This window comes from Niastella sp. OAS944 (assembly GCA_024809215.1).
Taxonomy (GTDB): domain Bacteria; phylum Bacteroidota; class Bacteroidia; order Chitinophagales; family Chitinophagaceae; genus Niastella.
Window position 1 is genome coordinate 377910 of record JANUBW010000006.1, and the last position, 25723, is coordinate 403632.

Annotated in this window: 17 protein-coding genes; 6 read left to right on the plus strand and 11 right to left on the minus strand. The window is 43.3% G+C overall.

Annotated elements, in window-relative coordinates; translation table 11 throughout:
• Positions 1–63 precede the first annotated feature (63 nt).
• Positions 64–660 (minus strand): RNA polymerase sigma factor, encoded by a 597-nt coding sequence (locus GGD38_RS24085; RefSeq protein WP_375301586.1) that lies wholly within the window; start codon positions 658–660, stop codon positions 64–66.
• 312 nt (positions 661–972) lie between these two features.
• On the opposite strand from GGD38_RS24085, the gene GGD38_RS24090 reads away from it, so the two are divergent.
• Entirely contained in the window at positions 973–1476 is a 504-nt protein-coding gene (locus GGD38_RS24090) for a DinB family protein (protein WP_375301585.1), read from the plus strand.
• Positions 1477–1823: 347 nt separating this feature from the next.
• Here GGD38_RS24090 and bla read toward each other — a convergent pair whose 3' ends face one another.
• Positions 1824–2690, minus strand: a complete 867-nt coding sequence (bla, locus tag GGD38_RS24095) for a subclass B3 metallo-beta-lactamase (RefSeq protein ID WP_375301584.1) — start codon at positions 2688–2690, stop codon at positions 1824–1826.
• Between the two features lie 172 nt (positions 2691–2862).
• Here bla and GGD38_RS24100 point away from each other — a divergent pair, with 172 nt between their 5' ends.
• Positions 2863–3243, plus strand: a complete 381-nt coding sequence (locus GGD38_RS24100; RefSeq protein ID WP_375301583.1) for a hypothetical protein — start codon at positions 2863–2865, stop codon at positions 3241–3243.
• 10 nt (positions 3244–3253) lie between these two features.
• On the opposite strand, the gene GGD38_RS24105 is transcribed toward GGD38_RS24100, so the two are convergent.
• The 6 genes from GGD38_RS24105 to GGD38_RS24130 all read right to left on the minus strand — a co-directional run bounded on the left by GGD38_RS24105 (position 3254) and on the right by GGD38_RS24130 (position 16436).
• On the minus strand, positions 3254–4048 hold the full coding sequence (locus GGD38_RS24105; RefSeq protein ID WP_375301582.1) for a hypothetical protein: 795 nt from the start codon (positions 4046–4048) through the stop codon (positions 3254–3256).
• 233 nt (positions 4049–4281) lie between these two features.
• Positions 4282–6696: a sugar-binding domain-containing protein gene (locus tag GGD38_RS24110; RefSeq protein WP_375301581.1), complete on the minus strand. Its 2415-nt coding sequence runs from the start codon at positions 6694–6696 to the stop codon at positions 4282–4284.
• A 232-nt stretch (positions 6697–6928) separates the two neighbouring features.
• Complete coding sequence (locus tag GGD38_RS24115; protein WP_375301580.1) at positions 6929–8623, minus strand: RagB/SusD family nutrient uptake outer membrane protein; 1695 nt, start codon at positions 8621–8623, stop codon at positions 6929–6931.
• 18 nt (positions 8624–8641) lie between these two features.
• Positions 8642–11767: a SusC/RagA family TonB-linked outer membrane protein gene (locus GGD38_RS24120; RefSeq protein ID WP_375301579.1), complete on the minus strand. Its 3126-nt coding sequence runs from the start codon at positions 11765–11767 to the stop codon at positions 8642–8644.
• 281 nt (positions 11768–12048) lie between these two features.
• Positions 12049–16110 (minus strand): two-component regulator propeller domain-containing protein, encoded by a 4062-nt coding sequence (locus tag GGD38_RS24125; protein ID WP_375301578.1) that lies wholly within the window; start codon positions 16108–16110, stop codon positions 12049–12051.
• 32 nt (positions 16111–16142) lie between these two features.
• Positions 16143–16436, minus strand: coding sequence for a hypothetical protein (locus tag GGD38_RS24130; RefSeq protein WP_375301577.1), 294 nt, complete (start codon positions 16434–16436; stop codon positions 16143–16145).
• 564 nt (positions 16437–17000) lie between these two features.
• Here GGD38_RS24130 and GGD38_RS24135 point away from each other — a divergent pair.
• Positions 17001–17612 carry a fibronectin type III domain-containing protein gene (locus tag GGD38_RS24135; RefSeq protein WP_375303894.1) on the plus strand — a complete coding sequence of 204 codons (612 nt, stop codon included), beginning with the start codon at positions 17001–17003 and terminating at the stop codon, positions 17610–17612.
• A 59-nt stretch (positions 17613–17671) separates the two neighbouring features.
• Here GGD38_RS24135 and GGD38_RS24140 read toward each other — a convergent pair whose 3' ends face one another.
• From GGD38_RS24140 to GGD38_RS24150, 3 genes are read right to left on the minus strand one after another with little or no spacing between them, the layout of a single operon-like run.
• Entirely contained in the window at positions 17672–18604 is a 933-nt protein-coding gene (locus GGD38_RS24140; protein ID WP_375301574.1) for a response regulator, read from the minus strand.
• Entirely contained in the window at positions 18604–19239 is a 636-nt protein-coding gene (locus GGD38_RS24145) for a sensor histidine kinase (protein WP_375301573.1), read from the minus strand. Before GGD38_RS24145 ends, GGD38_RS24140 begins: the two co-directional genes overlap by 1 nt.
• Positions 19154–19405 carry a two-component regulator propeller domain-containing protein gene (locus GGD38_RS24150; protein WP_375301572.1) on the minus strand — a complete coding sequence of 84 codons (252 nt, stop codon included), beginning with the start codon at positions 19403–19405 and terminating at the stop codon, positions 19154–19156. Before GGD38_RS24150 ends, GGD38_RS24145 begins: the two co-directional genes overlap by 86 nt.
• Before the next feature lie 1183 nt (positions 19406–20588).
• On the opposite strand from GGD38_RS24150, the gene GGD38_RS24155 reads away from it, so the two are divergent.
• The 3 genes from GGD38_RS24155 (at position 20589) to GGD38_RS24165 (ending at position 25714) form a co-directional block, all read left to right on the plus strand.
• Complete coding sequence (locus tag GGD38_RS24155; RefSeq protein ID WP_375301571.1) at positions 20589–21281, plus strand: hypothetical protein; 693 nt, start codon at positions 20589–20591, stop codon at positions 21279–21281.
• A gap of 315 nt (positions 21282–21596) precedes the next feature.
• Positions 21597–22163 carry a hypothetical protein gene (locus tag GGD38_RS24160; protein WP_375301570.1) on the plus strand — a complete coding sequence of 189 codons (567 nt, stop codon included), beginning with the start codon at positions 21597–21599 and terminating at the stop codon, positions 22161–22163.
• A 425-nt stretch (positions 22164–22588) separates the two neighbouring features.
• Positions 22589–25714, plus strand: a complete 3126-nt coding sequence (locus GGD38_RS24165) for a SusC/RagA family TonB-linked outer membrane protein (RefSeq protein ID WP_375301569.1) — start codon at positions 22589–22591, stop codon at positions 25712–25714.
• The last annotated feature ends 9 nt before the right edge of the window (positions 25715–25723 follow it).

A 25723-nucleotide genomic window follows, 5' to 3' on the forward strand; every position in this document is an offset into this window, starting at 1 on the left:
TAAAGCAGCATCATCTTTCGTACTATTGAAGACGCATGCCAGAGAAATAAGGGGACAAGGGTTTTAAAATATTTTTTGTGCCCACCGGTACAGGATGAGGAATAGGATAGTTATATCGGAATGGGTAGTGATATAATGCCTTAGGAAATTGAGCGCCCTGACAATATTCTTTTTCACGGCTTCTTTGGACACCTGCATACTGGCTGCTATTTCTTCATGCGAAAGTTCCTGATCGCGGCTCAACAGGTAAGCTTTCTTTTGTTGTTGGGGCAATAGGTTTATGGCCCGGGCAATTAATGCAGCCAGGTTCTTTTGCGCCAGCGTTCTGTCGGGCAGGTAATTCTTTTCTTCCAGCTCAAGGTCATCGGTATCGAGGGGGAAATGGCGTTTTTTTCGCAAGGCGCTTATAATATGGTTACGCGCAATGATGAACAGGTAAGAATCGAAATTTTCAACGGCAGGTAGTTTTTTACGGTTCTGCCATATCTTTAAAAATACTTCCTGAACAATATCCTGGGCCTGGGCAGAAACCTTTACATAGGTGAGGGCCTGCAGGTATATGTTATTCCACTTACGTTCAACCAGCACGGTAAAAGCACTTTCATTGCCCTCAGCAACCTGTAGCAACAACAGTCTTTCATCCTGTGCGTTTACATTCATACCGCCAACCGTTTTATGATCTTTTTGGTTAATCTATAAAGAAATGTAAGCAAAAATTAAACAATTGGTTAATAACCATAACACCAAACGCGGAAAAATTACCGGGAACGTTTGCGTTGGCAGCTAGTGGCTAGTGGCAAGTGGCTAGCAGGGCCTTTATGCGAAGCTCATATGTTATCGCTTGCTTCACTTTATTCCAAAGCCTTACCTACTATTTTTCTTCCGGATTGCCTTTTTCCCTATCAGCTACTCGCCACTTCCCACTTGCCTCAATGCGATTTGCTGAATTTAGACTACATTCATCATTTATTTATGGAATCCTCAATAAACACATACATCTGGCAACAATTCGGCGCAACCCTCGATATGCTTGAAAATGCCATCACTGCCTGTTCACCTGAACTGTGGAATGAAGGTTCGCGCTTCTGGTACCTGAGCTTTCATACCATTTACTGGACAGATTATTACCTCAGTGATCAAACGCCTAAAGAAAGCGACTTTACACCTCCGGCACCATTTACAAAATCTGATTTTGAATATGATGCCATGCCAAACAGGGTGTATGAGAAAGAAGAGTTGTTACAATACCTGGCTTACGCCCGGCAAAAACTGCGCGATCAGTTAACACGGATATCGCCTGAAGAACTGTTAACAAAACGCTTCATAAGTGAGTACAAAGAGTTTACCCTTTTTGAATTGCTATTATATAATATGCGCCATGTGCAACATCATACTGCACAACTCAACCTGTTATTGCGGCAAGGTATAAATGATGCGCCTAAATGGGTATCGCGCACCGCTATGCCATTGTATTAAATCTTCCCCCTTGGCGGATAACCAGCTTGATCTTTCGGCAGCCAGAGTGCCCGGACAATAGCAGTGGATGCCATCAGGTCGTTTGATGGTCCCAGTGCGGTTATAAATACCGGCGGCGGCCACTTTGGGCCATATGGATTGAATTAGGATAATGAGTGGTCTGATGCAAATGCTTACCGCCATGTAAAAATGGTATGGGCTATGCGGGCGAGGGGGATGTGATAGAACTGCTTCTTTTGATGTTGTTTATAAATATCAGGAGAGAATGTAGGCTTTAAGAGTATGAAGTAAGAAGTATGAGGTAGGAAATTCGGGGTTCTTACTTCATACTTCTTACTTCTCAATTTTTATTGCTGATCTTTTAGTTTCTTATAGTCGGTTTCTCGTTCTTTTATTATGGTATCATAATCGCTTCGGCCGGCAAATGCTTCGGGATTATAGGCATCCCCTGCTTTTCTTTTATTGTGCATATCGAACTGGCTGGCATGGGAAGCCACCCACAGATCGAATTGTACTTTTTTCATCGATTCAAGTGTATAGGCAAAGTCTTTACCGATCTCGGGATAACCGGGCATGCCGCTTAGTTTTGTACCTCCTAAAATGGTAGGGATATTTGCAATCAGTACAGTGTAACTTCTCTTTTCATCTTTTACGGTTACCAGGTAACTGCACGAACCTTTGGTGTGGCCGGGGTGATGTAACAACTCAAGTTTGGTTCCACCCAAACCAATGGTGTCATGGTCTTTTAATAATTTATCGGGTTTTACCGGCAGGTACAATGGCCCTTTGCCGCCCATATAGTAATCGGAATTACCGCCATCTTCCAGTGCTTTAGCATCTTTTTCATCTACCATCATTTTGGCGCCGGTTTGTTTTTTTATATCGGCCATTCCGGCAACATGATCAAAATGCGCCTGGGTGGTAAGTAGAATTTTTATATCGGCCATGTTGAAACCCAGTTGCTGCATGTTCTTTTTGATCATAGGTACCGATTCGGCCAAACCGGTATTGATAAGAATATGCCCTTTGGGCGTAGCCAGTAAATAACAACCAAGGTCGTATGTGCCTACATAATACAAATTGCCGGCAATGCGAAAGGGCTGGCACGAATCGCTCCATTCTTTATTATTCATAGGTAATGGGGCCAGTTTTTGCGCAATTAGCGTAGTATGGGCAACTGCCAGGATCAGTAGAGATATTACAATTTTATTCATTATTTGATCAGTGTTTAACCAGACTGTTAAATGGATTTGGGGGATAAAAGTAAATGTTAAAATGTAAAAAAGATTATAAAGTGGAAAACGGGCGGCGTATTTTTCTTGTCAATGTATTATGAAAGCAACCAAAATATTACTACTTCTGATCTTTACTTGTATGTTCCTTGCTATGAAATGCGAGAAAGATACAACTAACTGCCATCACAACTTGTGGTTAAACAATCAAGCCGAAAAAGACGTATATGCAGTTGTTAATTTTAACTATCCTGATACCAGCATTCCATTGCAGAATCCAATGGCACACCAAAGAGCCTTTGTTGAGGCCGGGCAGCGAAAACCAATTTATCACCAGAGTGGATGCCTGGAGAATGCCATTCAGGATTATACGAGGAACTATGAACCCAAGGACACACTAATCATATTTGTTTTTGATGCAGCGGAGGTTCAGGCAAACTGGGACCAGGTTCGGCTACAGTATAAGGTATTGAAGCGATTTGATTATAGTATCCATGAATTAAAGAATACTAATTTTTCTATTGATTTTCCGTAATACTTATATATTATTTAAGCAGATTAACTTTCATAAAATACTTTCTTTTTTTTCCATAATCATAATTGGCATTTGGTTCAACGATATCCCGTTCGGTCACTTCCATAACAAAACATTTTTCATTTACCCAAACCAATTGTTGAATGTTTACGCGGTTGAAACTTAACATCAGGCTTACTTTCATTGTATAGCGTTGACCAGTGGGGTTTTTCCTGATCTTTAAGAGGTGAATACAGCAGTCGCCCGCTTCAAAGTCAGAATTAGAATAAGTTAACAGCGTATTATATTGTGGAGAAAGCAAAATGTCATACGGGCCTTCATCTGCACAGGAAGGTACATCAAATGATTTCCCTGTTCTGTAATCGATCAGGTCCGTAAAAGCAACTTCATTTTGCATATCTGTTGTATGTACAACGTATACGTTCAGGGGAGCAATGAAGCCCAGATAGTCAGACGTGGAACATTCACAAACCTGGTCGGTTGCAAATGTCTTTTTAAAATATTTGTTCTTTATCGTGAAAGATTTCTTTGTGCGGGTTATGCCTGTAGAGTCATTTATAATACTGGGACCGGCATTTTTTGAGAGGCTTAAAAAGGTGCTTTTTGAGATCCTGGCAACTTTTATAACGGAATCTGGTTCTACGGTTGATTCTTCGCGACGATCTTCGGGATAACCTATAAAGACCATTCGATCTTCTGATTTGATGCCTGCCGAAGTATCGATGAACATTTTACCCGGCTGAGCAATGATGTTCATGGTGAGTAGGAAAAAGGTGCCCAGGGTAAACAGTATTCGCAAATTCATGTGTGGCGTTTAAGTAGGGTTTTGAATTGTTAAGAGGTATTACAGCTTCGCGAGCGAAAAATACTCTTTTTTAAATTAACGGTTCTACTTAAATGCCTTTTTTCTGTGATGACGTTCATTCCCTAAGGCGGAGCAGGCTCCGGCAGGTCTAATTAATTTAAACTTAGACCTGCCAGGTCTGCTGAACATTATAGTAATGCAAGGTCCTGAAGTAAATCTTACAGATCTTGCTGTTAATTAAAAACCAACACTACCGGTTCCATACCCGGCGTTTCTAACTTCACTTCGTAAGTGCCACCTTTCGCCGGCGGCCGTACATAAACGATCAGTGTGCCGTTTTTTGCCTTTCTGGTAGCTGCTTTATAATTATCTACATCATTAGCTTCGCTGTTCTCAATACCCAGTAACGTGGCGGGGCCTTTTATGCTTACAGTAACGGCGTTATCGGCGTCGTATACCTTTTGTCCTTTATCGTCGGTGAGGGCCACTTCAATTTGCTGCACACCGGTACGTGCATTTATCATTGGATCTTTATAAATGCTGGCCACTATTTTTGCAGCTTTGCCGGTAGTGTTCAATGAATATTGCGCGGCTTCTTTTCCGTCTTTATATCCTTTTACAATCAGTTCACCGGGTTGGTATACTGTGTTCCAGACCAAGATGCGGTTTTTTGCGTCGGCCATTGTTCTTTTGCCCAATGAAGTTCCGTTCAGGAATAATTCGGCCTCCTCACAATTGGTAAAACAGTTCACCCGAATAGAGTCGCCCGCTGTTCCATTCCATTTGGGCGCGGCCTGCCGGTGGCTCCAAATGCCATTGTCTTCTGTTTTGGGAATAGGTGAAGTGCCCATGTAGATCATTGGCTTTTGCGTCCAAATGCTTTGGCGGAAGTAATATTCCGGTTTAGCAAAGCCGCCGAGGTCTAACAGTCCGGCCTGGTTGCTGCGGTTTGGCCAGGCGCCGGCTTCGCCCAGGTAGTCAATACCAGTCCACAAATACATACCGGCTACATATGCATTTTTATCAACGGCATTCCAGGCGCTGAGACGCATGCCATTTTCGCTATCGTAAATAACACGATTGGGATATTGTTTGTGGTCTTCTTCATAACGGTATTCCTGATAATTGTAACCAACAATATCGAGGTTGCCAGGGTAGCTGGTTGTGTTCGACATTACTACACCTGCCAGGGCTGCCGTAATAGGGCGGGTAGTATCATACTGTTTTGCTACTGCTACCAGGCGTTTTGAAATTTCACCCAGGCGTGCAGCTGGTGGATGAGTTGAATCATATCCCCGGCCATAGATCTGCGGATTGTTCCCCGTGTTCAGGATCTCATGCGTATAAGGGTCATTGGGATAATCAATTTCATTCCCAATGCTCCACATAATTATTGAAGGCCGGTTGCGGTTACGAAGTATCATATCGCGCAGGTCCTGGTTAGCCCATTCATTGAAATAGGTATGGTAACCATCTTTGCCTGGTTGGCCATTATTCCAACCCTTTATCCATTTGTTCTTACCCACTTCCCATTCGTCAAACGCTTCATCCATTACTACAAAACCCATTTCATCGCACAGGCGATATAAGTAATCGGCATGAGGGTTATGGCTTAGCCTTAATGAATTTACCCCGGCTGCTTTAAGAGTGCGTAATCTTCTTATCCAGGCTTCTTCGGGTACGGCCACGCCTAACACCCCGGCGTCATCGTGTATACATACGCCCAGTAATTTGGTATTTACCTCGTTCAGGAAAAATCCATTACCGGCATCGTACCTGATGGCGCGGATACCTACTTTGTCTGTCCATTCATCGGTTTTCTTACCGCCCGACAAAAGCGTTACGCGTAATGTATACAGATAAGGATCGTCAATGGACCATAAGTGCGGGCTCGAAACGTCAAAAGCGCAACTGGCCTGTACGGCTGTTTTAGTATTGGTCGTAATGTTCTTTTCGGCAGTAGCTACCTGTTTGCCGTCTTTATCAATAAGCGTGCATTGTACGGTTACTGGTTTGTTTACTTTGTCGTTATTTACTACCGATACCTGTACGTTGGCTGTTGCGTTATTGGCAGATACGGAGGGTGTGCTAAATGCCACACCCCATTTATCAATATGTACCGGATTGGTAGCAATAAGGTATACATTGCGATAAATGCCCGAACCGGTATACCATCTTGAATCGGCAAAGGTGGTATGATCTACTTTTACTGCAATCGTATTATTGGCACCGGGTTTTAAATAGGACGTTAAATCATATTGAAAAGGGATAAACCCATTTGGCCGTTTTCCAATAGAGCGGCCATTGATAAATACTTCACTGTTCTTGTATACACCATCGAAGTAAATGAACACCTGTTTGCCTGTCCATTTTGCGGGCAGTGTAAATGTTTTACGGTACCAGCCAATACCACCCGGCAGGTAACCGGTACCGCTGGCCCATTCGTTGCTGAACGGGCCTTCAATACTCCAGTCGTGCGGCAGTTGCAGCGTACGCCAGGCTGCATCGTTAAACGCCGCTTTTTCCGCTGCTGCTACCTCACCTTTATAAAATTTCCAGTTGTCGTTGAATAGTAGCTGTTGCCTTTCCTGGCTAAATGCAATCGCTGGCAGTAGCAGTAATAAAAGCAAATGATAGTTCCGAATCATGTTCCTGTTTTATAAGTTAGCTTCGAAAATTTCAAATCTCAAATCACAAGTTTCAAAGAAATTCCAAGAACCAAGCACCAAGATCTAAACAAATCCCAAAACTCAAATCCCAGAAGAAATGCAATAAAGATTGAATTTTTAATTTGAAGTTTTTGATTTCATTATTTGGTTCTTGGTGCTTGAGATTTGTGGTTTTATTTTTTGGAACTTGTGATTTGGAATTTGAGATTATTTAATACCCATTATTCTGCGTGATCTTATTGTTACTAGCTTGTATTTCGGACCTGGGAATAGGCAACCAGTAATTTTTTGTTTCGAATTTGCGGCCATCGAGCGCCACCTTTGTGGCATACGTTAACGTGCTTCCTGTTTTGGTAATGGTGATACCACCGGCTGGTTTGTTTTCAGTTACATCGGCAATCATCCATCTTCTTACATCATAGAAGCGGTGCTCTTCAAAGGCCAGCTCAACGCGGCGTTCGTAACGAATGGCATCGCGCATTTGCGATTTCGATAAACCGGCGGCCAGGTCGGGCATGTTCGCTCTTTTACGGATCAGGTTAACTGCAGTGCGGGCCGACAGGGTAGAGCCGGAGGGCACTACATCGGCGCCATATTGTTCATTTGCCGCTTCGGCAAAATTTAAAAGCACCTCAGCATAGCGCATGTAATACCAGGGTTGAAAGCCTGCATTGCCCCATGGGTTCTGTAAGGGATAAGCATCGTTCATGAACTTCTTCAGGTAATAACCGGTTTTTGAGGTGTTCCAGTTCTCTTTGCCATCTTTACTGTCTTTACCACCGGGTAAAAAGGTTTCAATAGTACTGCCGCGATAGCTGGCGCCATTGTATAATATAGTGGCGTAAAAGCGCGGATCGCGATTTACGTATGGGTTTTGAGGATCATAACCTGAAGTGCCATCAGTGATGGCCTTACCATTGCTCATCTGGTAATCATCTACCAGGTTTTGTAATGGCAGGTTGCCGCCCCAGCCGCCATAACCGTTAGGGCCATTGGCTATTTCGAGGTGGGTATGGTTTGAGTTCTTTGTATATAATCTTTCGAAGATGGCTTCGCTATTGTCACCGTTCAGGAATAAGTTACCATAACCACCGGTGAACAGGCTGTATTTGTTCAAACTTATTACAGCTTGTGCGGCGCTTACTGCATCCTGCCAGGTACCGGTAGCATATAGCGGACTTGCGGCATATAACAATAGTCGCGATTTAAGCGCCAGCGCTGCGCCTTTGGTAGCACGGCCCAACAACCACGAACCATCGTTGTCTTGGGGTAAGCCGGCGGCGGCTTCATCGAGCTGCGCCACTGTATAATCGATCGATTCTTTCAACGAAGCTCTTTTGAACAACGATTCATCCTGCAGGTTATCTTTATACAGGTCAATTACTTTATTGCCCATCAATATAGCGCCGCCATAATTCCTGATGATGTCGTGATACCGGAATGCGCGAATGAATTTCAGTTCGGCCAGTATCTTGCTTTTATGCGGAGCGCTCATGGCCACCGTATCAATATGGGTAATAGCGTAGTTGATATCCCTTATGCTGCGATAGCTGCGCCCCCAGATAGTACCGGCAATACCGGTGTTCTCAGGCGCCAGCAAACCTTTTTGTATCAGCCAGGTGTTATCATCATTGTTGTACATCGATTCGTCGGTAAGTGAGCTCCACATGGCGTATTCGAAACCACGGCCAAACCCGGGGTTGGTGCCATCACCTTCTTTATCCTGTAACCGTATACCTACATACCGCGCTACAACATAATCTTCAAACAATAAAGAATCGTTAAGTACTGAGGCCTCTGTAACAATACTTGTAGGCGTAACAGTTAGGAAATCTTTTTTACAGGAAGTAATAGCCGTTGCAATAACAGCTGAAGAAACTATATATCGAAAAATACTTGTTTTCATTGTCTGCCGATTTTTTGTTTAGAATCTTAATCCTACACCAAGGTTTACAATTCGTTGCTGCGGATAGAATTGCCCGCTGTAATTGTTCCCTTCCGGATCGTAGTCTTTTACTTTTGTAATGGTGAACAGGTTAAATGCGCTTACGTATACCCGCAGCGATTGTACTTTCATTCTTGTTAGTATAGGCTTGGTAACATTATAGCCCAGTTCTACGTTTTTCAACCGCAGAAACGAAGCATTGTTCAGCCAGAAGGTACTGGGGTATTGTCCGCCGTTTACAGAAGCTGACGTTCTGGTATCAACGCGGGGGTAAGAACCATTGGGGTTATTGGGGCTCCAGCGGTTATCGGCCCAGCTGCTGTAAAAATTACCAACGGTACCGGCTTCAGGTAATACGAACTGGCTTACGCGGGCCTGTCCGGCAAACACCACCGAAATATCAAAGGACTTATAATCGGCGTTTAACAGTATGCCATAAGTGATCTGTGGTATGTTGCTATATTTAGAACGTACTTTATCATCGGCCGTGATCTTACCATCGTTATTGTAATCCTGCAGAATAAGATCGCCGGGTTGCGCGCCATCGAGGTGCGGGTATTTGGCAATTTCATCGGCAGAACGGAAGATGCCCAGTGAATTATACAACATTTGTTCGTTCAATGGCTGGGTGTTCAAAGGCTTGCCGGTTTGCTTTTGCCAATCAGGTACGGCAGCCGCTTCATCAATAAATATGACCTTGCTTTTGGCATAGGTTATATTGCCCGAAGCGCCATAATGAAAAGCTCCTTTGCGGTTGTTATAGCCTAATGTGGCTTCAATACCATTGCTGTTCACCTTGCCTATATTTTCAGCAGGTACCAACGGATCGCCGCTGTACGGATTTACAATACCGGTAACGTTGGTAATGGAAGCATTTCTTTGGGTGAGGATCTTTGTTCTGTTTTGTTTGAACCAGATGAACTCAAAATTAAAATCGTTGAACACAACTCCTTCCAATCCAACGTCAGTTTTACGGGCTACTTCCCAGGTAATACCCGGGTTGGCCAGTTTAACAAGGTCAACGGCTGGTACAATACTGGTACCTAACACCACCTGGCTATTGAATGTATAGTTGTCGATGTATTGAAACTGGTTTACATTATCATTACCCAGTGAACCGTATGATGCTCTTATCTTCAGGTCATTGATAAAGGCGAGATCATGAAAGAATGATTCCCTGGAAATGCGCCAGCCTGCAGACATAGAGGGAAAATAACCATAACGTTCGCCACTGGGGAAAGTTGAAGAACCGTCAATACGCATTTGCACATCGAAGAGGTACTTCTCTGCATAGTTATACGATATTTTACCCAAATAGCTTTTACGGGTGAAATTATAGCCCTTTCCTCCATTATCACGATCGGTTGCAGCTGTTCCGCCTTGTGTTAACTCAGGGGTTAACACGCTGGGAAAGTTAAGCCGGGCAGCATAGAACGAATCTCTTTTCAGAGAACTTTGTTCATAACCTACAAAGGCGTTGATGTTGTGATCACCAAAACTTCTTTCGTAGTTGAAGCGGAAATTGTAAGTGTTCTGCTGTTGGTTTTGCTGGCTTTCATTCAACTGGGCCAGGTTGTTCGATCCGCCTACAGTTCTTGGATCATATGAATTGGTGCTTTTGTTGTACTCATATAATACGTATGGCGTAGAAAATGTTTTGTTGAAATACCACGATTTGTCAAAGGCCGCAAACGCTTCTACCGACAAACCTTTCACCGCTTCAATATTGTAAGACCCTTTCAGAATGCCGTTAAACACCTGTGTGGGCTGGCTGCTAATACCACCTATATTGGTTACCATCATGGCCGGGTTATTTCCCTCAATACCAGCAGAGGGCAATCCGTTGGGATAAAAGGCCGGAATGGTAGCATATGCGCGATAAATAGAACGGAAAATGTTGCCTGCCGATGAAGTTGGGAACTGACGATTTTCTTCGCGGCCCGATAAGTAAAGGCTCACTTTGAAATCCTTGGTGATATTGGCATCGATGTTCGAACGAAAACTGTATTGTTTGTATTTGTTGGCGCCGTTCTTATACAAACCATCCTGGCTTAAAAAACCAGCGCTCAGGTAATAGCGTATATTATCTGACCCCCCGGCTACCGAAACATTGGCCTGGTCTTGCCCGGTTGAATTTTTCAGCGTGGCCTTGGCCCAATCTGTATTTGGATAATTCAATGGGTCGGAACCATCTCTGAATTTTTGAATTTCGGCGTCTGAATACTGTTGGTTCATACCACCCGCCTTGTTGTTGTAATAGGCAATCTCATTGGCGATGGCAGCATAGGTTGCGGCATCGGCCATTTTAGGCAGACGGGTGGGGGAGGAAAAGCCATGGTTATAGCTGGCGGAGATGGCGGGTTTGCCGCTTTTGCCGCGTTTGGTAGTAACGAGAATTACGCCATTTGCGGCACGGCTACCATAAATAGCGGCAGAAGCGTCTTTTAAGACAGACACGCTTTCAATATCATTCGGATTCAATCTTTCCAGTCCTCCAACCTGACCAGGAACTCCATCTACTACAACAAGCACATCATTGTTGCCGGTGGTAGCCAGTCCGCGGATCCTGATGTCGGAACCATCAAAACCTGGTTCACCAGTCCGGTTATTCAACATAACGCCGGAAAAACGACCGGCCAGTGAGTTGGAAACATTCACTGCCGGACTTTTAACAAGGTCTGCTCCTTTTACCACCGAAATAGACCCGGTAAGGGTTGCTTTCTTTTGAGCATTGTACCCGATCACGATCACTTCGTTGAGGTTGCTGTTGGCCGCTGCCAGGGTAATATTAATGTCGGCCGTACCATTAATGGTAACCTCCTGTGCCGCATAATTAATATGGGTAAATACCAGCACCGACTTATCGGCTGCGGGAATGGAGAACGTACCATTTTCGTCGGTAACGGTGGACGTTTGGGTGCCTTTAATTGTTACGGTAACACCACTTACCGGCCCATCGCTTGCCACCACCCGGCCTTTTATGGGTGATTGGGCAAACAGGGGTAAACTAATAAAATGAAACAACGCAATAAGAAAAATGGATGCGACGGACCTGGTGAATAAACTACCAGCCGCCCTGGTTGGCAGGTGCAGAAAATGTCTCATACGAACAAGCACGTTTGGTTAAAAAAAGTTGTATTGACCCTTAATGCTCAAGGCGAATCGTTTAGGTATAAAGCCTTGATTACCTATGCAAAGTAGGGTGGTGAAGTGGCGGTGAAGGGGGGTAAATCACTAAAAGAAGGGTGGTAAAATGCAGTTTACAATTCTTAGTTCACAGTTCACTGTTACTAGTTCGGTTTAGTTATCATGGGATAGTTATTCAGTTGTTCAGTTTCGCGGCCTTCCCTTATCAGCTCATCAAGTATCCAAAGAAACCCATGTCCTCAAGACTCCGATTTTATAACATTATGGTCCCTGTTAAACGAACTTCTATACTTCTTAATATACTCACTAGGCATCATATGAAAGACTTTCACAAACTGTTCGCGGAAGTAACGTACATCATTTATACCCACCTGAAAGGCGGCCTGCCTGATATTCATATTTTCGGTCAACATTAACACCGCCGCGCGGCGCAGCCTGATTGACCTGATAAACGCATTTAACGACTGGCCCGAAATTGACTTTACCTTATTATATAAGGCCGGATGGCTCATACCCATGGCCTTGGCAAATTTTTTAATGGTGAAATCTTCAGTGTCGATGTTTTGCTCAATCACTGCAATACATTTTCGTAAAAACTCCTGATATTCGGCGGGTACCCTGGTATTGGTTTCTTTTAGTGTAATGCTGTCGAAAAAGAAACGTTGTAACAGGTTGCGGTTGCGAAGAATGGTCTCCACTTTGGCCTGAAGCAGTGCTTTGTCGAACGGTTTGGTAATATAATCGTCGGCGCCGCCCTCAATTCCTTTCAACTTCATATCGGTAGCGGCAGAGGCGGTGAGCAGGATCACGGGAATATGGCCCAACAGATCGCTTTGTTTTAATTTGGCGCAAAGCTCCAATCCATCCATGCCCTGCATATTGATGTCGCTGATCACAAGATCGGGCACATGCTGCAACGCCAGCTTGTAGCCATCATCGCCATTGTTAGCTGAGTATACCAGGTAATTGGGGCCAAATATCTGTTGCAGGTATTGCGTGATCTCGTTGTTGTCATCAATTAACAGGATCGATCTTTTTTGTGTTACTACTTCTTCGGCCAGTTTGCCTTCCTGTTTTAAAGGAATGGGTGTGTTTTCTTCAGGTTGTTCTTCTACTTCTGCGGCAAGTTCCTGTAGCAGCAGGTTGTTCTTTTCATCTACATCGCCCGAAATATAATCATAGTGTTTGGGCAGGTGGTCGGCGCCTTTGAATAAAGTAATAGTGAACGTAGTGCCCTGGTTAAGCTGGCTGGTACAGGTTACTGTGCCTTTATGGCTTTCAATAAATTGTTTAACCAAAAACAAACCTATGCCAAAACCCGATTGCCGTTTACCATGACCTGCCTGTTGAAATTTTTCAAATATCCGCTGGCTATCCGCGGTGTCTATTCCGCAACCGGTATCACGAATATCAAGGATCACCGTATTATTTGTTTCCAAAACACTAAAAATAATGGAGCCGTTCTCGGGCGTAAACTTAAATGCGTTGGAGAGCAGGTTGAATAATGCGATCTCTATTTTTTCATAATCGGCATAAATGGTAAGCGAGGGAGTAGCCGTTGTAAAGCGATAGTCGATGTTCTTCATTTTTGCCTGGTGCACAAAACACTGATACACTTCATCGCACAGGTGAATAATATCGATGGCGGCAATTTTACAGGTATCGGAACCATTGTCGGCTTTTCTAAACAACAGCAATTGATCAACCAAACTTAACAGGCGGCGGGCATTGCGCCAGGCAATCTTCAGATCGTTGCGGGCATCGTTATGGATCGCTTCTCTGAGCGGATTGATAATGAGTGATAAAGGCGTTCTAAATTCATGCGATACATTGGTAAAAAAGGTCATCTTTCTTTCCATCAGTTCTTTTTCCTTTTCATTTTCTACATGTGCCAGTTTTATTTCATAACGTAACCGTTCCTGGGTGCGGGTATATCGCAGATATACGTAAATGACGCCGGCAAACGAAACAATGTATAGCAGGTAAGCCCACCAGGTTCGGTACCAGGGTGGCAGTACAATAATGTTCAGTAGCTGTGTTTCATTACCCCAGGTGCCATCGGGGTTCATGATCTTTACCTTGAACTGGTATTTGCCTTCCTGCAAACGGCTGTAGTTGGCGGTCTTTATACGGTTCACATAATTCCAGTCTTTATCCCAACCCTTTAAAAAGTACGCATAGTTGATTTTATCGGCGCCATTGTATTCCAGCGCCAGGTAATCGAGTGACACCACAGCACGATCGAAAGGAATGGTAACCTGGTCAATACGGTCGAGCGTCCTGCCCGTAATATATTGATCGTTTGCTTCCGCCGGGGAGTTGTTTATTTTTAATCCCGAAAGAAAAATGGCCGGTTGCTGTTTATTGTCCTGCACACTATCGGGATAAAAAATATTGAAACCTTTAATGCCGCCAAACAGAAATTCACCCGAGCTTATAGCTAAACCGGCATTGAAGCTGAACTGATTGCTTTGCAGGCCATCAGATTGTGAAAAGTTGCGACAGGTTTTTGTTTGCGGGTTAAAACGGCACAAACCATTGTAAGTGCTTAACCACAAATTACCCGCGCCATCTTCCAGTAGTCTTAGTATTGAGTTACTTGGCAGTCCGTCGGCTGTGGTATAACGTTTGAATTTTCCCGTTGTACGATCGAATAAAAGCAAACCGCCTTCCTGGGTGCCGATCCAGAAATTATGTTTTGCATCTTCATGAATACAACGAAGGGTATAGCCAATATTGTAGCTGTGGTGCTTTTTGTTATTGCGTTCAATTTGAAAAAGGGTAGAATAGTTGCCGCCCCAAAAAACGCCCTGGCGGTCTTCGGCAATACATTGCAGGTTGGTAATGCTGTTATCGAACAGCTCAAACTGATTGTTTTGCCGGTTGAACAAATACAAACTGCCCTCATTGGTAGCGCTGGCCCATAACCTGTTTTGCGCATCCTGGTACAGCAGCCAAACGTTGTTCTCTTTTGCGCGGGTAACCGGGTTGTAACATTCATAGCGGGTAAAGTCGCCGGTGGTTTTATTGAAACGGTTTATGGCGCCCAGCCAGGTTGATACCCAGATCTCGTTATTCATGTCCTTCACAATACTGGTAATAAAATTACTGCTGATGGTATTTTTACCGGTGCTGCTATTGGTGTATTGGGTGAAAGTGTTTTTATTTCTATCCCAATAGCGCAGCCCCGCACCATCGGTACCTATCCAGATATTCTTTTTTTCATCTTCACAAAACGATAGAATATAGTTGTTTACCTGGTTGTCGTTCCCCGGCGTATTATACGTAATGTGCGTAAAGGAGCTGGTGTGCGATTCAATCATATTGATGCCGCCGCGCAGGGTGCCAATCCATTTACGGCTGTTTGCATCTTCGTAAATGGCGTAAACGGCGTTGCTGTTCACCAACGGGTGGCCGGTAGTTGAAACAAATGGAACTGCCTGGGTTGAACCGGGTTGTAATTGCAATAATCCATTGCCATCGGAACCTACCCACAATACATCTTGTTTATCAATATACAGGTTCACGATCTTACTGCGCCAGGGAAGAAAGTTCTCAGAAAACTGGTGGCTTGCCGTATTGAAATAGTACAGCCCGCTTTCATTGCCCAGCCACAAATTGCCCTGTTTGTCGGCTTTTAAGCAATTGGCTTGCTTAAAGGTATTATTAACCAGTTGCAGGCTTTTATTGGTATGGTTGTACCGGCAAAGGCCTACCTGTTGAATAAATACCCAAATGGTGTTGTGTTTGGTATCGGGCTCAATGGCGGTTACGTCGTAATTGGCGTTTTGCTCAAACGTTATTTGTATGCCGGCCGAGCGTTTGTCTGGGAACACCAATAGTCCGTTTTGCTGCGAACCAATGAGCATATAGCCGGCGGCAGTAGCTTTAATGGTGTGAATATTATCCTGTACATACTGCCATTTATTTTTATTGAACGTATTGTATTGTAACCGCGAGAAGTTTGATTTTACGGGGTCGTATACACAGGCGCCTTTAAGGCCGCCTACCCAAATATTGTTTTCTTTATCGCCTTCAATGGTGTAAATGGTATTGTTGTTAAGAGAAGTGCTGTCGCCAATGACGTTCCTGAATATTTTAAAACCGTAGCCATCGTAGCGGTTGAGGCCATCGTAGGTGCCAAACCACATAAAACCTTTATAATCCTGGTAAATAGTAAGTACAACATTGTTCGACAAACCCTGGTCGATACCCAAATATTTAACCGGGTAGTTGCCGGCAAACAGGCGAAGCGCCAGCAATAGTAATAGAGAAACTGTGCCAATGGCTTTCTGACTCATGTGAATCCCCCCTTTCTGAAATCGTTAGAGGGTTAAAAATAAAGAAAAACAAGCGAACTAACTTCATCAACAAGCGGGCGGGCAGGGGAAACAAGTGAACCGGTAAGCTTAATAAGCGAGCGAGCAGGGCGAACAAGCGGGCCAGTTGGGTAAACAAGGGTGCGGGTAAGGCGAACAAGCGAACTGACAGGTTCAACAAGCAAACCAATTGCATCAACAAGCGGGCCAGTAAGACAAACAAGATAACTGGCTACCCCCACAAGCCTGCAAACGGTAGAAACAGGCTGGCTGCTAAAGAAAATAACCTTATCTCCAATGTAAACCATCTTATCGTTGAAGTAAAAATGCTTACAAGCCTTGCAGATTATCTTACAAACGAAAACAAACAACTTGCAAGCGATGCAAATAACCCTGCAAGCGATGTAAAATATCTTACAAACGAAGTAAATCATCTTACAAACGAGTGCAAACAACCTACAAGCGTAGGTAATCATCTTACAAGCATTTGTGGTGTACTTGCTCCATGCTAATGGCTGCTTATTGATAGATAAACGTCAATTAGGAGCGTTTGAAATATGCTTTCCTGGCAATGTAATCAAGATAACTTTCTCGGTTTTCATACCGTTATCAGTTCAACTACATACATGATTCTATTTAAAATTATGGACAAATTGGACAAAAAGGAACATTGCTTGGCGCGTTATGCTTCTACCCCCACCTTTGTATAGAACAAACGAACAGCAATGTATAACCGGTCAGGTGTTTAAGGACCCGGCACAGGAACGAGAAAACAAACGGCGCGTTTCGTTCACACTTATTGGCCAATGAAGTGTAATGGTTACGTATTAGTAGTAGGCATTTTTATTATTAAACAATTTAAATTTTAAGTGATGAAAAATATAATTATTACCGCGTACAAACGCGAAAGCGATAACGACCTGGTTGGTACCATAAACCGTATACTCGGTAAAACGGATAACAACCCGGTTTTTCCAAACCCACCAGCTGTTTTGGGTGAAATAAAGGCAGACCTGCCGGCATTCATAACCTCAATAACAAAAGCCAGTGGGGGCGATGAGGAATTTCTTTCAGCTAAAAAGGATTTCCGCACCAACATGCTTATTAAATTAGGCATACTGGCCGAGTATGTAACGCTTACCTGTGGCGGCGACAGAACCAAACTGTTGAGCAGTGGTTTTGAGCTGAACAGGGCCCGGGGCGAAAAATCGTTGGCAGCCATCAAGGAATTGAAGGTTACAGCTGAACGCACCGGTGAAGCAAACACCCGTGTTAAAAAGGTGGCGGGTGCAAAAGCATACATTCACCAGTATACGCCCGATCCTTTAATGGAAGATAGCGTTTGGGTGAGCAAATTCGTCACCGATTCGCGCTACACCTTTACAGGGCTTAAATCGAAAGAGAAGTACCTGTTTCAGGTAATAGCCATTGGGATGAATGGCCAGGAAACCGTATCGCCTGCTGTTGCAAGGGTTATTCAATAGCCCTGGTGGGGTAGTCGCATACTTAACAATCCCGCTTCGGTTACACGGGCGGGATTGTTTTATTTTTTGTTGGGAGTTTGTTCGCCAATGGTGGTGCGGTTTTTAATATAATCGGAAGGCGGGCATTCGAAGTATTTTTTAAAACAGGTGCTGAAGTATTTGGCGCTGTTAAAACCGGTTGAATAATTTACGCTTGAAACATTCTGTTCGCCGGCATCGAATAGTTGTTTAGCTCTTTTCAGCCGCATTTCATTTACAAACTCAAGCGGCGCCATATTGGTAAGGCTTTTGAATTTTTTATAAAATGCCGAACGGCTCATGTTGGCCGATGTGGCCATCGCCTCTATCTCAAACTCCGGTTCATGCATGCTTTCTTCTACAAAACTGATCACCGCATCTAAGAATTGTTCATCCTGCGTGGTGATCACAACATCCGATGGATTCAATACTGCTGCTTTAGGCTTCTCTTTATTCTGCATGTTACGAAACACTTTTGTTCGTTGCCTTAGCAGGTTGTTGATAGATGCCTTTAAAAATTCAGTATGGAATGGTTTGGTAATGTAATAGTCGGCTCCATACTGTAATCCTTCTATCTGGCTTTGTACATCGTAACGGGCAGAAAGCAGTACTACGGGTATATGGCTGGTTACCGGATCTCTTTTCAACTGATCGAGCATGGTAATGCCGTCCATGTTGGGCATCATAATATCACTTACAATAAGATCGGGCATTTGTTGCTGCGCTTTATGCAAACCCTGCAGGCCATCTGCAGCTATTTCAACCCGGTATTGTGTTCGTAACTGGTTTGCAAGGAACGAACTGAGCTCGGTATTGTCTTCTACAAGCAAAACCAGTTGCGCGTCAGATGGCTCTTGTAGCGTATTTGTCGCCGGCAAGGCAGGTGCGCTTTCTTCATTAACAACAGGCGGCGTTGTTATTATAATAACCGAATCCGGTGCAAAATGTGCTTTGTCTTTTTGTAGTTCAACCACTACAGTAAGCCCTTTGCCGGCATTGTTACGGGCATTAAGTTTCCATGATGCAGCTCAATGAATTCCTTCGAGAGCGCCAGGCCAATACCCGAGCCTTTCAAATGCGTTTGTTGCGGGTGATGGCTTTCATAATACAACTGGAAGATGTTTTCCAGTTCGGCCTGTTCTACCCCGGGGCCTTCATCGCTTACTTCTATAATAAACCAGCCGGGGTTGGTGCTGTTTTTTACACTGATGGTAATGGTGCTTGCGGGCGGACTAAACTTAAGGGCATTGCCGAGGAGGTTAAATAAAACGGTTTCAATTTTTTCGCCATCAACCCATGCATGCAATTCCTGCATTTCTGCATGAACATGTAGCTGTACCTGTTTCTCACGAAATGCTTCGAAGAAATAATCTGTCACCTGCCTGGTCAATAAAATAATATCCGCATTTGAAATATGCAGCGATGCTTTGCCGCTTTGCGCTTTGCCAAGATCGAGCAACTGGTTAATGAACCGGCTCATGCGGGTTACATTTTTCCTGGCAATAAATAAATTGTCCCGGTCCTCAACCGTAAGCCCTGGACTTTGTACTACGGCCTCTATGGGCCCCTGTATAAGAGTTAACGGGGTGCGAAGTTCGTGAGGTACCAAACCACATAAAACCCTCGTGGTCTTTGGTTATACGCATAACCCGGTTATCGGGCAGGCCATCTTCAGTTGAATAATGCAGCACACTACACCTGGGTTGTGAACTTGCTTTGAGTGAGCAAAACAGGATCAAAAGCACTTTTGCAAAAAAAATCACAGGCAATCGCATAATGTAGCAGTAAGCAATCAGTCAAATTGGTTCAAGGTCAAAATTAAAGGTCATAAGTGTATTTGTGACTTTTTTAAACCTCAAAAACCAAAATTTTTACCCAAACGAACAAAAATTAAACTATAAATACCAAAATAAAGACCTCTAACCGGTTGGTTAATAATAAGTTTGTAGAAGTCGCCGCCAATGAATGCCATATGAAAAACGAGTTCCAGCGGCTAAAGAACTGAACAGAAACGCTAACTGCGTCTTCGGGTAACCATAACGATTGCATATGAATGTAACACCCATTTTCTTATTACGCTGTTCCTTCATTTGTATATTCCGCCCAAAAGTGTCGGTTTTCCTTAAACCGGTGAAGTACATCAGTATGTTCCTTCGATCTGTGGTTACTGGCAGATGCACAACATTTTTATTCAACGGCAGCTTTACATCCCGAACTATGACCAGTACAGTACAGGATGCCATAGGCTATTCCTAACAGAGAGTTATAACAATTCAATAAATAGCAAACGTCCAGGCCATTGGGAACCAGACACCCGATGGTATTATGGATAAGTTGCATTTTATTTCGTACAGCGATAATCGTTCCGCTGTGAATGTCTATTCTAGGTAAAAATGATTATCATAAACTCCTGTATTTCCATACAGGAGTTTTTTTGTTAACACAAAATTATTTTCCTGTACAATGTGCATAGTGGTTTTACCCCATGAAAACGGTTACATTTTTTTTATTTCATTTTTTATTACAGATGATGCAACCACAAGAGGCCATATTCGCTCTTAGTAGAAAATATATTTGATCAACTATTGTTTATATGACGTGATTAGTGTAATTTTGACAATTATAAATGCTTGCCATCCCTGATAATCACTATCCCCCGGTTGCAGGAACAAAAGATCCAGATTGCCACAGAAGAATTTATCTACATCTGCATGACGCTTGTCAATTTAATTGCAGAAACGAAAATTGCCCGATGATTTGCCTACAAAAGAACAATTGTTAGCCCCCTAACTGCCAGGAGAGAATAAGGTGTATAACCTTAATTAATTACTATTAGCGACGCTTTAGCCGGTAAGAAGAATTATATGGCGCATATCCATTGCAGCTGTAGTGGGAAACGTATGCGCATACCCGAACCGTAAAATTTTGTATTCTATAAAAACCTATAATAAAAACGCGATGAAGTACAAATTTCTGCTCCCTATGTTAATGTCTGTAGCATTATTAAATGCTTGTAAGAAAGACAGCTCTGCAGTTGAAACTCCGGGAGACAAAATCCTTGAGACTTATATCCCCGGAACAAGTTTAGAAGTAAAAGAGATTGCCATATATACAAACAACCAGGTTATTACTGACGAGGCTGCAATTCAGGACTTCCTGAACCGGAATTTTGACAACGAGGTTAAAAGCAAATTTTATCTTGGACAAACATTTGTTACTATTCCTGAATCTAGCCAGTATATGCAATTGTTAGATAACAACCGGATAAATGTGAACGGTATTAACATGCAGATCATGGGCTACAAAGACTCAATGATGATTGTGTCTGAGTACACTTCAACTACTTTCCCTGCTGCAGGTGCAAGCTGCGCAGCAATAGTTAACAAGGTTGCACAGTATAATCCATATACCGACTGCCCCGATGGAGCCTGCAGTACTTACCGCAAAACTTCTCCATTGATCACTAATGGTGTTAATTTTTATGCTCCATTATTGACCTATGTTGTGAAATCTGGCGACTGCATTACTGTGCCTAAAGAAACTCCAATGGTGAATGTTAAAAACTTTGATCTGCAATCTCACCTTGAAGTAATAGATACGGTATTGATTCAGTATGCAAAACTGCCAATGATTAGACAAGGTAAAAACTAATAACTGATAGTAAAGTAAAGAAAGGGCTGCCGGGCAACATGTTTGCCGGCAGCCTCTTTGTTTTTATCACCTTTTTGTACAGGCTACATATGATGGTGCGATCTTTTATAAAAAAAGTCGATACTTCCAAATGATATGAAGGAAATTATTTGTGATTTACCAAGAAATAATTGATGCATTTTTTCAATTACATACAACAAACGTTCATCTGCATACAAAAAAGCAATATTCGCACCTGTATTACTAGTATCTAGTATACAAAAATTATATATTTGCGCGTTTCTAGTAAACCACATTTAACCCAAAATCAGTATCATGAAAATTTTGTACAGATCTCTTGGTTTTGTTGCCGTATTAGCCCTGAGTACCCTTTTACCTTCTTGCGATAAGGTTAAAGATGCGATAAGGATCAATATTCCTACGCAAACTGTTAATGCAGACTTCGTGATTCAAAAGGTAGCTGCAAATGTTACACAGGAGGCTACTTTTTCATGGGGGATTAATCTTGATAGCACTATCAAAAAATCGAACCCAGACCTTGGAATTGGTAACATTAAAAAAGCAAAAATTAAGAGCATCGTTTTGACTTTGAATAATCAAACTCAGTCTGATAACTGGAGCTCTTTCTCTTCTGCTGATGCAAGTTTCACTTCAAATGCAGGCGGTAGCATTGGTAGTTACACTACATTTGCCGGCATTTCTTCTATTTCTGAAACTTATTCTTCTAACGTTTTAGAAATTCCAGTTAGCGATGTTGATTTTAAAGATCAATTCAATGCAACTATTTTCTATTTCAAATTGAAGGCTACTGCACGCCGTACTACAACTACCGTACTTAATGGTACTGCTACCGTTAAGTTCGATGTTGAAGCTGGTTTGTAAGAATTAGTTTGTAGATAATTTATTTGAGCCTCGTTATTTCGTTTGAAATGACGGGGCTTTTTTGTTTTATTCCACCCCTCTAACTTTTCAAGTTAGCCCGAACAGTGCGTCTGGATCTAAACAGTAAGAATTATTAAGACCTACATAATATAATTCTTTTTTATGGCCTGCAGGCAATTGTTTCTCGTTCAGAATGAGCTGTTTCGGTGGTAAATTAGATTGATAACACATAAATTTTTGGGGATATCAACTTTTCTTTCCATTTTTGTTATGTAGTACATATCTACAACACTAACGCTTAAAACGATTGTCATGAATCAAACTGCTAATCCTGGTGGCCGGCCAAACCACCATTTCAACTTACCTGTACACCGTCTGTTCAATTCCACATCCAGATAATCACCAGCAACAAAAAAACTAACTCTATGACCCTGAAAAGATCGCCATTGCGCGCAGACAGGTGGTATATGCTATTGCCATTTGCAGCGCTTATGCTCCTGGCTGCACTTGCCAATGCCCAGGACCGTATTTTAAATGTTACCGGAAAGGTTACTGATGAGCTGGACAAGCCTCTAACAGGGGTAACTATTCGAATTTCTCACACCGGCATTACTACCATCACCAACAAGGATGGCCAGTATTCCATTAATGTGAATCCTGTTGATTCCATTGATTTTTCTTATACCGGTTACCGCATCGAGCGCTTACCGGTAAAGAACCGTGTTGATCTTAATGTTAAACTATCGCCTGTGGCTGGTAGTATGGATGAAGTGACCGTAATTGGCTACGGTCAGCAAAAGAAAGTGAGCGTGGTAGGCTCACAGTCAACCATTACGCCGGAAGATCTGAAGTTACCTGCCAGGGATATTGCCGGTATGTTGGCCGGCCGTATCTCCGGTATCATTACCACTTCAAGGGGTGGTGGGCCAGGCGCTGATAATGCGAGTGTGTTGGTGCGTGGTGTTTCTACTTTTGGTACCAGTACCAGAACACCGCTGATCATCATCGATGGTGTGCCTGACAGAAGTTTTAATGACATCGATCCCGAAGACATTCAGACCTTCACTGTATTGAAAGACGCCACGTCAACGGCGGTTTATGGTACCAGAGGTGCTAATGGCGTAATATTGATCAATACCAAACGCGGTGTTGCCGGCAAACCAAAGATCAATGTTGAATTGAACCAGGGTATTACCCAATTTGTTCAATTGCCCGAATTGTTGGATGCACCTACCTGGATGGAGTTATATAATGAAGCGCTGGAAACAAGAGACCGTTCTAAATTTTATACCGACGAAAGAATTCAGCTTCACAGAGATGGTACCGATACAGACCTGTATCCCAACACGAACTGGTATAAAGAACTGTTCCTTAATCATGGCCTAACACAACGTGCCAATTTCAATGTGAGTGGCGGCGCAGACAAGGCCACTTACTATATTTCCGGCGGATATTATAATGAAACCGGTTTAATAAAGCCATACTCCGACGATAGCTACGATACGAAATCTTTTTATCGCAGATACAATTTTACCTCGAATGTTGTTGTAAATGTAACCGGTACTACCAAACTCGATCTTGGTATCTCTACCATAGTTGACCGAAGAAACGGGCCTTATGATGGTGCTGTTTCCAATGTATCGAACAATCTGTTTGAACAGGCTTTACGCGTGCCATCGCATATTATCCCCGCCAGGTATTCAAATGGCCAATGGCCGGGAACACCTGATGGCAGAAGTAGTCCGGCGCGCTTTGCCTTTGGTTTTGGTTCAGGCTATGATGACTCTGCTACCATGCGTTCAAATATAAAGGTGAGGCAGGACCTGGGCATGTTAATAAAAGGGTTATCTGTTTCCGGGTTATTTTCGTTCGATTTGGGTGCAGGTACCACAGTGGCCACCACACGTGCTGCCCGCATGTATTATGCTGAAAAACGCGATTCTATTACTGGTAATCTGATCACCCGCCAGTTAAATACCAGCAACGATATTCTCGGGTTTGCTTCCGCAAGGTCAACCAGCCGTCGCATGTACCAGGAGGCATCATTGAATTACCAGGCTAGCTTTGGGCGTAAACATGAAGTGGGCGCCTTACTGTTGTTGAATCAATCGGAGTTTCTTGATGGAAATGCTACCACCTTTTCAACAGCTACGCCCTGGCGTAACCGCGGTTTAACCGGCCGCGCTACGTATGGATATAATAACCGGTATTTTGTAGAAGGTAATTTTGGATACACCGGATCCGAAAATTTCAGTCCCGCAAATCGCTATGGCTTCTTCCCTTCATTTGGGATAGGTTGGGTTGTATCGAACGAGAACTTCTTTAAGCCTGTAGCAGATGTATTGTCATACTTCAAATTGCGATATAGTTACGGTCTTACCGGTAATGGCGGTTATTCCGGCAACCGGTTCCTGTACCTCGACCTGTTGACCAAGTCTTCTAATGCTTATCAATTTGGTACGCCTTCGGCATTGTCGCCCAGCTATGGCGGGTACTCACAGTCGCAAATTGCTACCGATGCTACCTGGGAAACTTCTTACCGGCACAACTTAGGTATAGAGATGAATTTCCTGAACAATGACCTTAAACTGATAGCTGAATTATTCAGGGAAAGTAGAGAAGGTATACTGCGATCCGATGCAACCATTCCGAACATCTCGGGTTTTGGCTCCATAAACCCTATCCGGAATATTGGCATTGTGTTGAACAAGGGCGTTGATATAACGCTTTCATATAACAGGTCATTTGCAAAAACAACCTGGGTAACATTCACAGGCACCTTTACTTATAATAAAAATAAAAACCTGCAGGATGGACAGGCGCCCCAGCCATACCCCTGGATGGAATGGAAAGGTCATGAAGTGGATGCAAAAACATTATATACTGCCGTGGGTTTGTTTGAAAGCGATGAGGAGATCAGGAAATGGGCAGATCAACCCGGTGATCCGAAAGTTGGCGATATTAAGTATGCCGACCTCAACGGCGACGGACAGATCAACAGTTTTGATATATCGCGGGTTGATGCCAATGGAACTCCAAAAATGATGTATGGTTTGAATATGGCCTTTGGCTACAAGGGTTTTGATATCGGTGCTTTTGTACAGGGTACCGGTAAAGTATGGTTGCTTTATGGCGCAGGTGATGGTACATTACCTTTTAACAAAGGCGCCAATAGTCCGAACCTGTATGCAGCTGTTAAGGACCGCTGGACGCCCGACAATGCCAATCCGCGTCCATTTTACCCCCGTTTAAGTAGTGATCTTGATCCTACTTCAAACTTCCTGGTAAGCGACTGGTGGTTGCATCCCGCTGATTTTATCCGGTTAAAAAGTGCTGAACTGGGGTATACATTACCTGCCGGCGTATTACGCCGTAACAGGATAAAGAACCTGCGAATATTTATTAACGGTACCAACCTGATCACTATATCAAGATGGAAATACTGGGACCCTGAATTAAACGATACCGGTACCAGTTCTAACGAGATTGCCAGAGGCGGATTTTATCCCAATATAAAGGCATATAATTTTGGAGCGAGAGTGACTTTTTAGAGAGTTGAC

Excerpts from the sequence above, each read along its gene's own strand:
- GGD38_RS24100 (WP_375301583.1), top strand. The coding sequence starts at position 2,863 with ATGAAATGCGAGAAAGATACAACTAACTGCCATCACAACTTGTGGTTA.
- GGD38_RS24135 (WP_375303894.1), top strand. The coding sequence starts at position 17,001 with ATGAAAAATATAATTATTACCGCGTACAAACGCGAAAGCGATAACGAC.
- GGD38_RS24150 (WP_375301572.1), bottom strand. The coding sequence starts at position 19,405 with ATGCGATTGCCTGTGATTTTTTTTGCAAAAGTGCTTTTGATCCTGTTT.
- GGD38_RS24165 (WP_375301569.1), top strand. The coding sequence starts at position 22,589 with ATGACCCTGAAAAGATCGCCATTGCGCGCAGACAGGTGGTATATGCTA.
- bla (WP_375301584.1), bottom strand. The coding sequence starts at position 2,690 with ATGAATAAAATTGTAATATCTCTACTGATCCTGGCAGTTGCCCATACT.
- GGD38_RS24125 (WP_375301578.1), bottom strand. The coding sequence starts at position 16,110 with ATGAGTCAGAAAGCCATTGGCACAGTTTCTCTATTACTATTGCTGGCG.
- GGD38_RS24090 (WP_375301585.1), top strand. The coding sequence starts at position 973 with ATGGAATCCTCAATAAACACATACATCTGGCAACAATTCGGCGCAACC.
- GGD38_RS24130 (WP_375301577.1), bottom strand. The coding sequence starts at position 16,436 with ATGGTTTACATTGGAGATAAGGTTATTTTCTTTAGCAGCCAGCCTGTT.
- GGD38_RS24160 (WP_375301570.1), top strand. The coding sequence starts at position 21,597 with ATGAAAATTTTGTACAGATCTCTTGGTTTTGTTGCCGTATTAGCCCTG.
- GGD38_RS24105 (WP_375301582.1), bottom strand. The coding sequence starts at position 4,048 with ATGAATTTGCGAATACTGTTTACCCTGGGCACCTTTTTCCTACTCACC.
- GGD38_RS24155 (WP_375301571.1), top strand. The coding sequence starts at position 20,589 with ATGAAGTACAAATTTCTGCTCCCTATGTTAATGTCTGTAGCATTATTA.
- GGD38_RS24110 (WP_375301581.1), bottom strand. The coding sequence starts at position 6,696 with ATGATTCGGAACTATCATTTGCTTTTATTACTGCTACTGCCAGCGATT.
- GGD38_RS24115 (WP_375301580.1), bottom strand. The coding sequence starts at position 8,623 with ATGAAAACAAGTATTTTTCGATATATAGTTTCTTCAGCTGTTATTGCA.
- GGD38_RS24120 (WP_375301579.1), bottom strand. The coding sequence starts at position 11,767 with ATGAGACATTTTCTGCACCTGCCAACCAGGGCGGCTGGTAGTTTATTC.
- GGD38_RS24085 (WP_375301586.1), bottom strand. The coding sequence starts at position 660 with ATGAATGTAAACGCACAGGATGAAAGACTGTTGTTGCTACAGGTTGCT.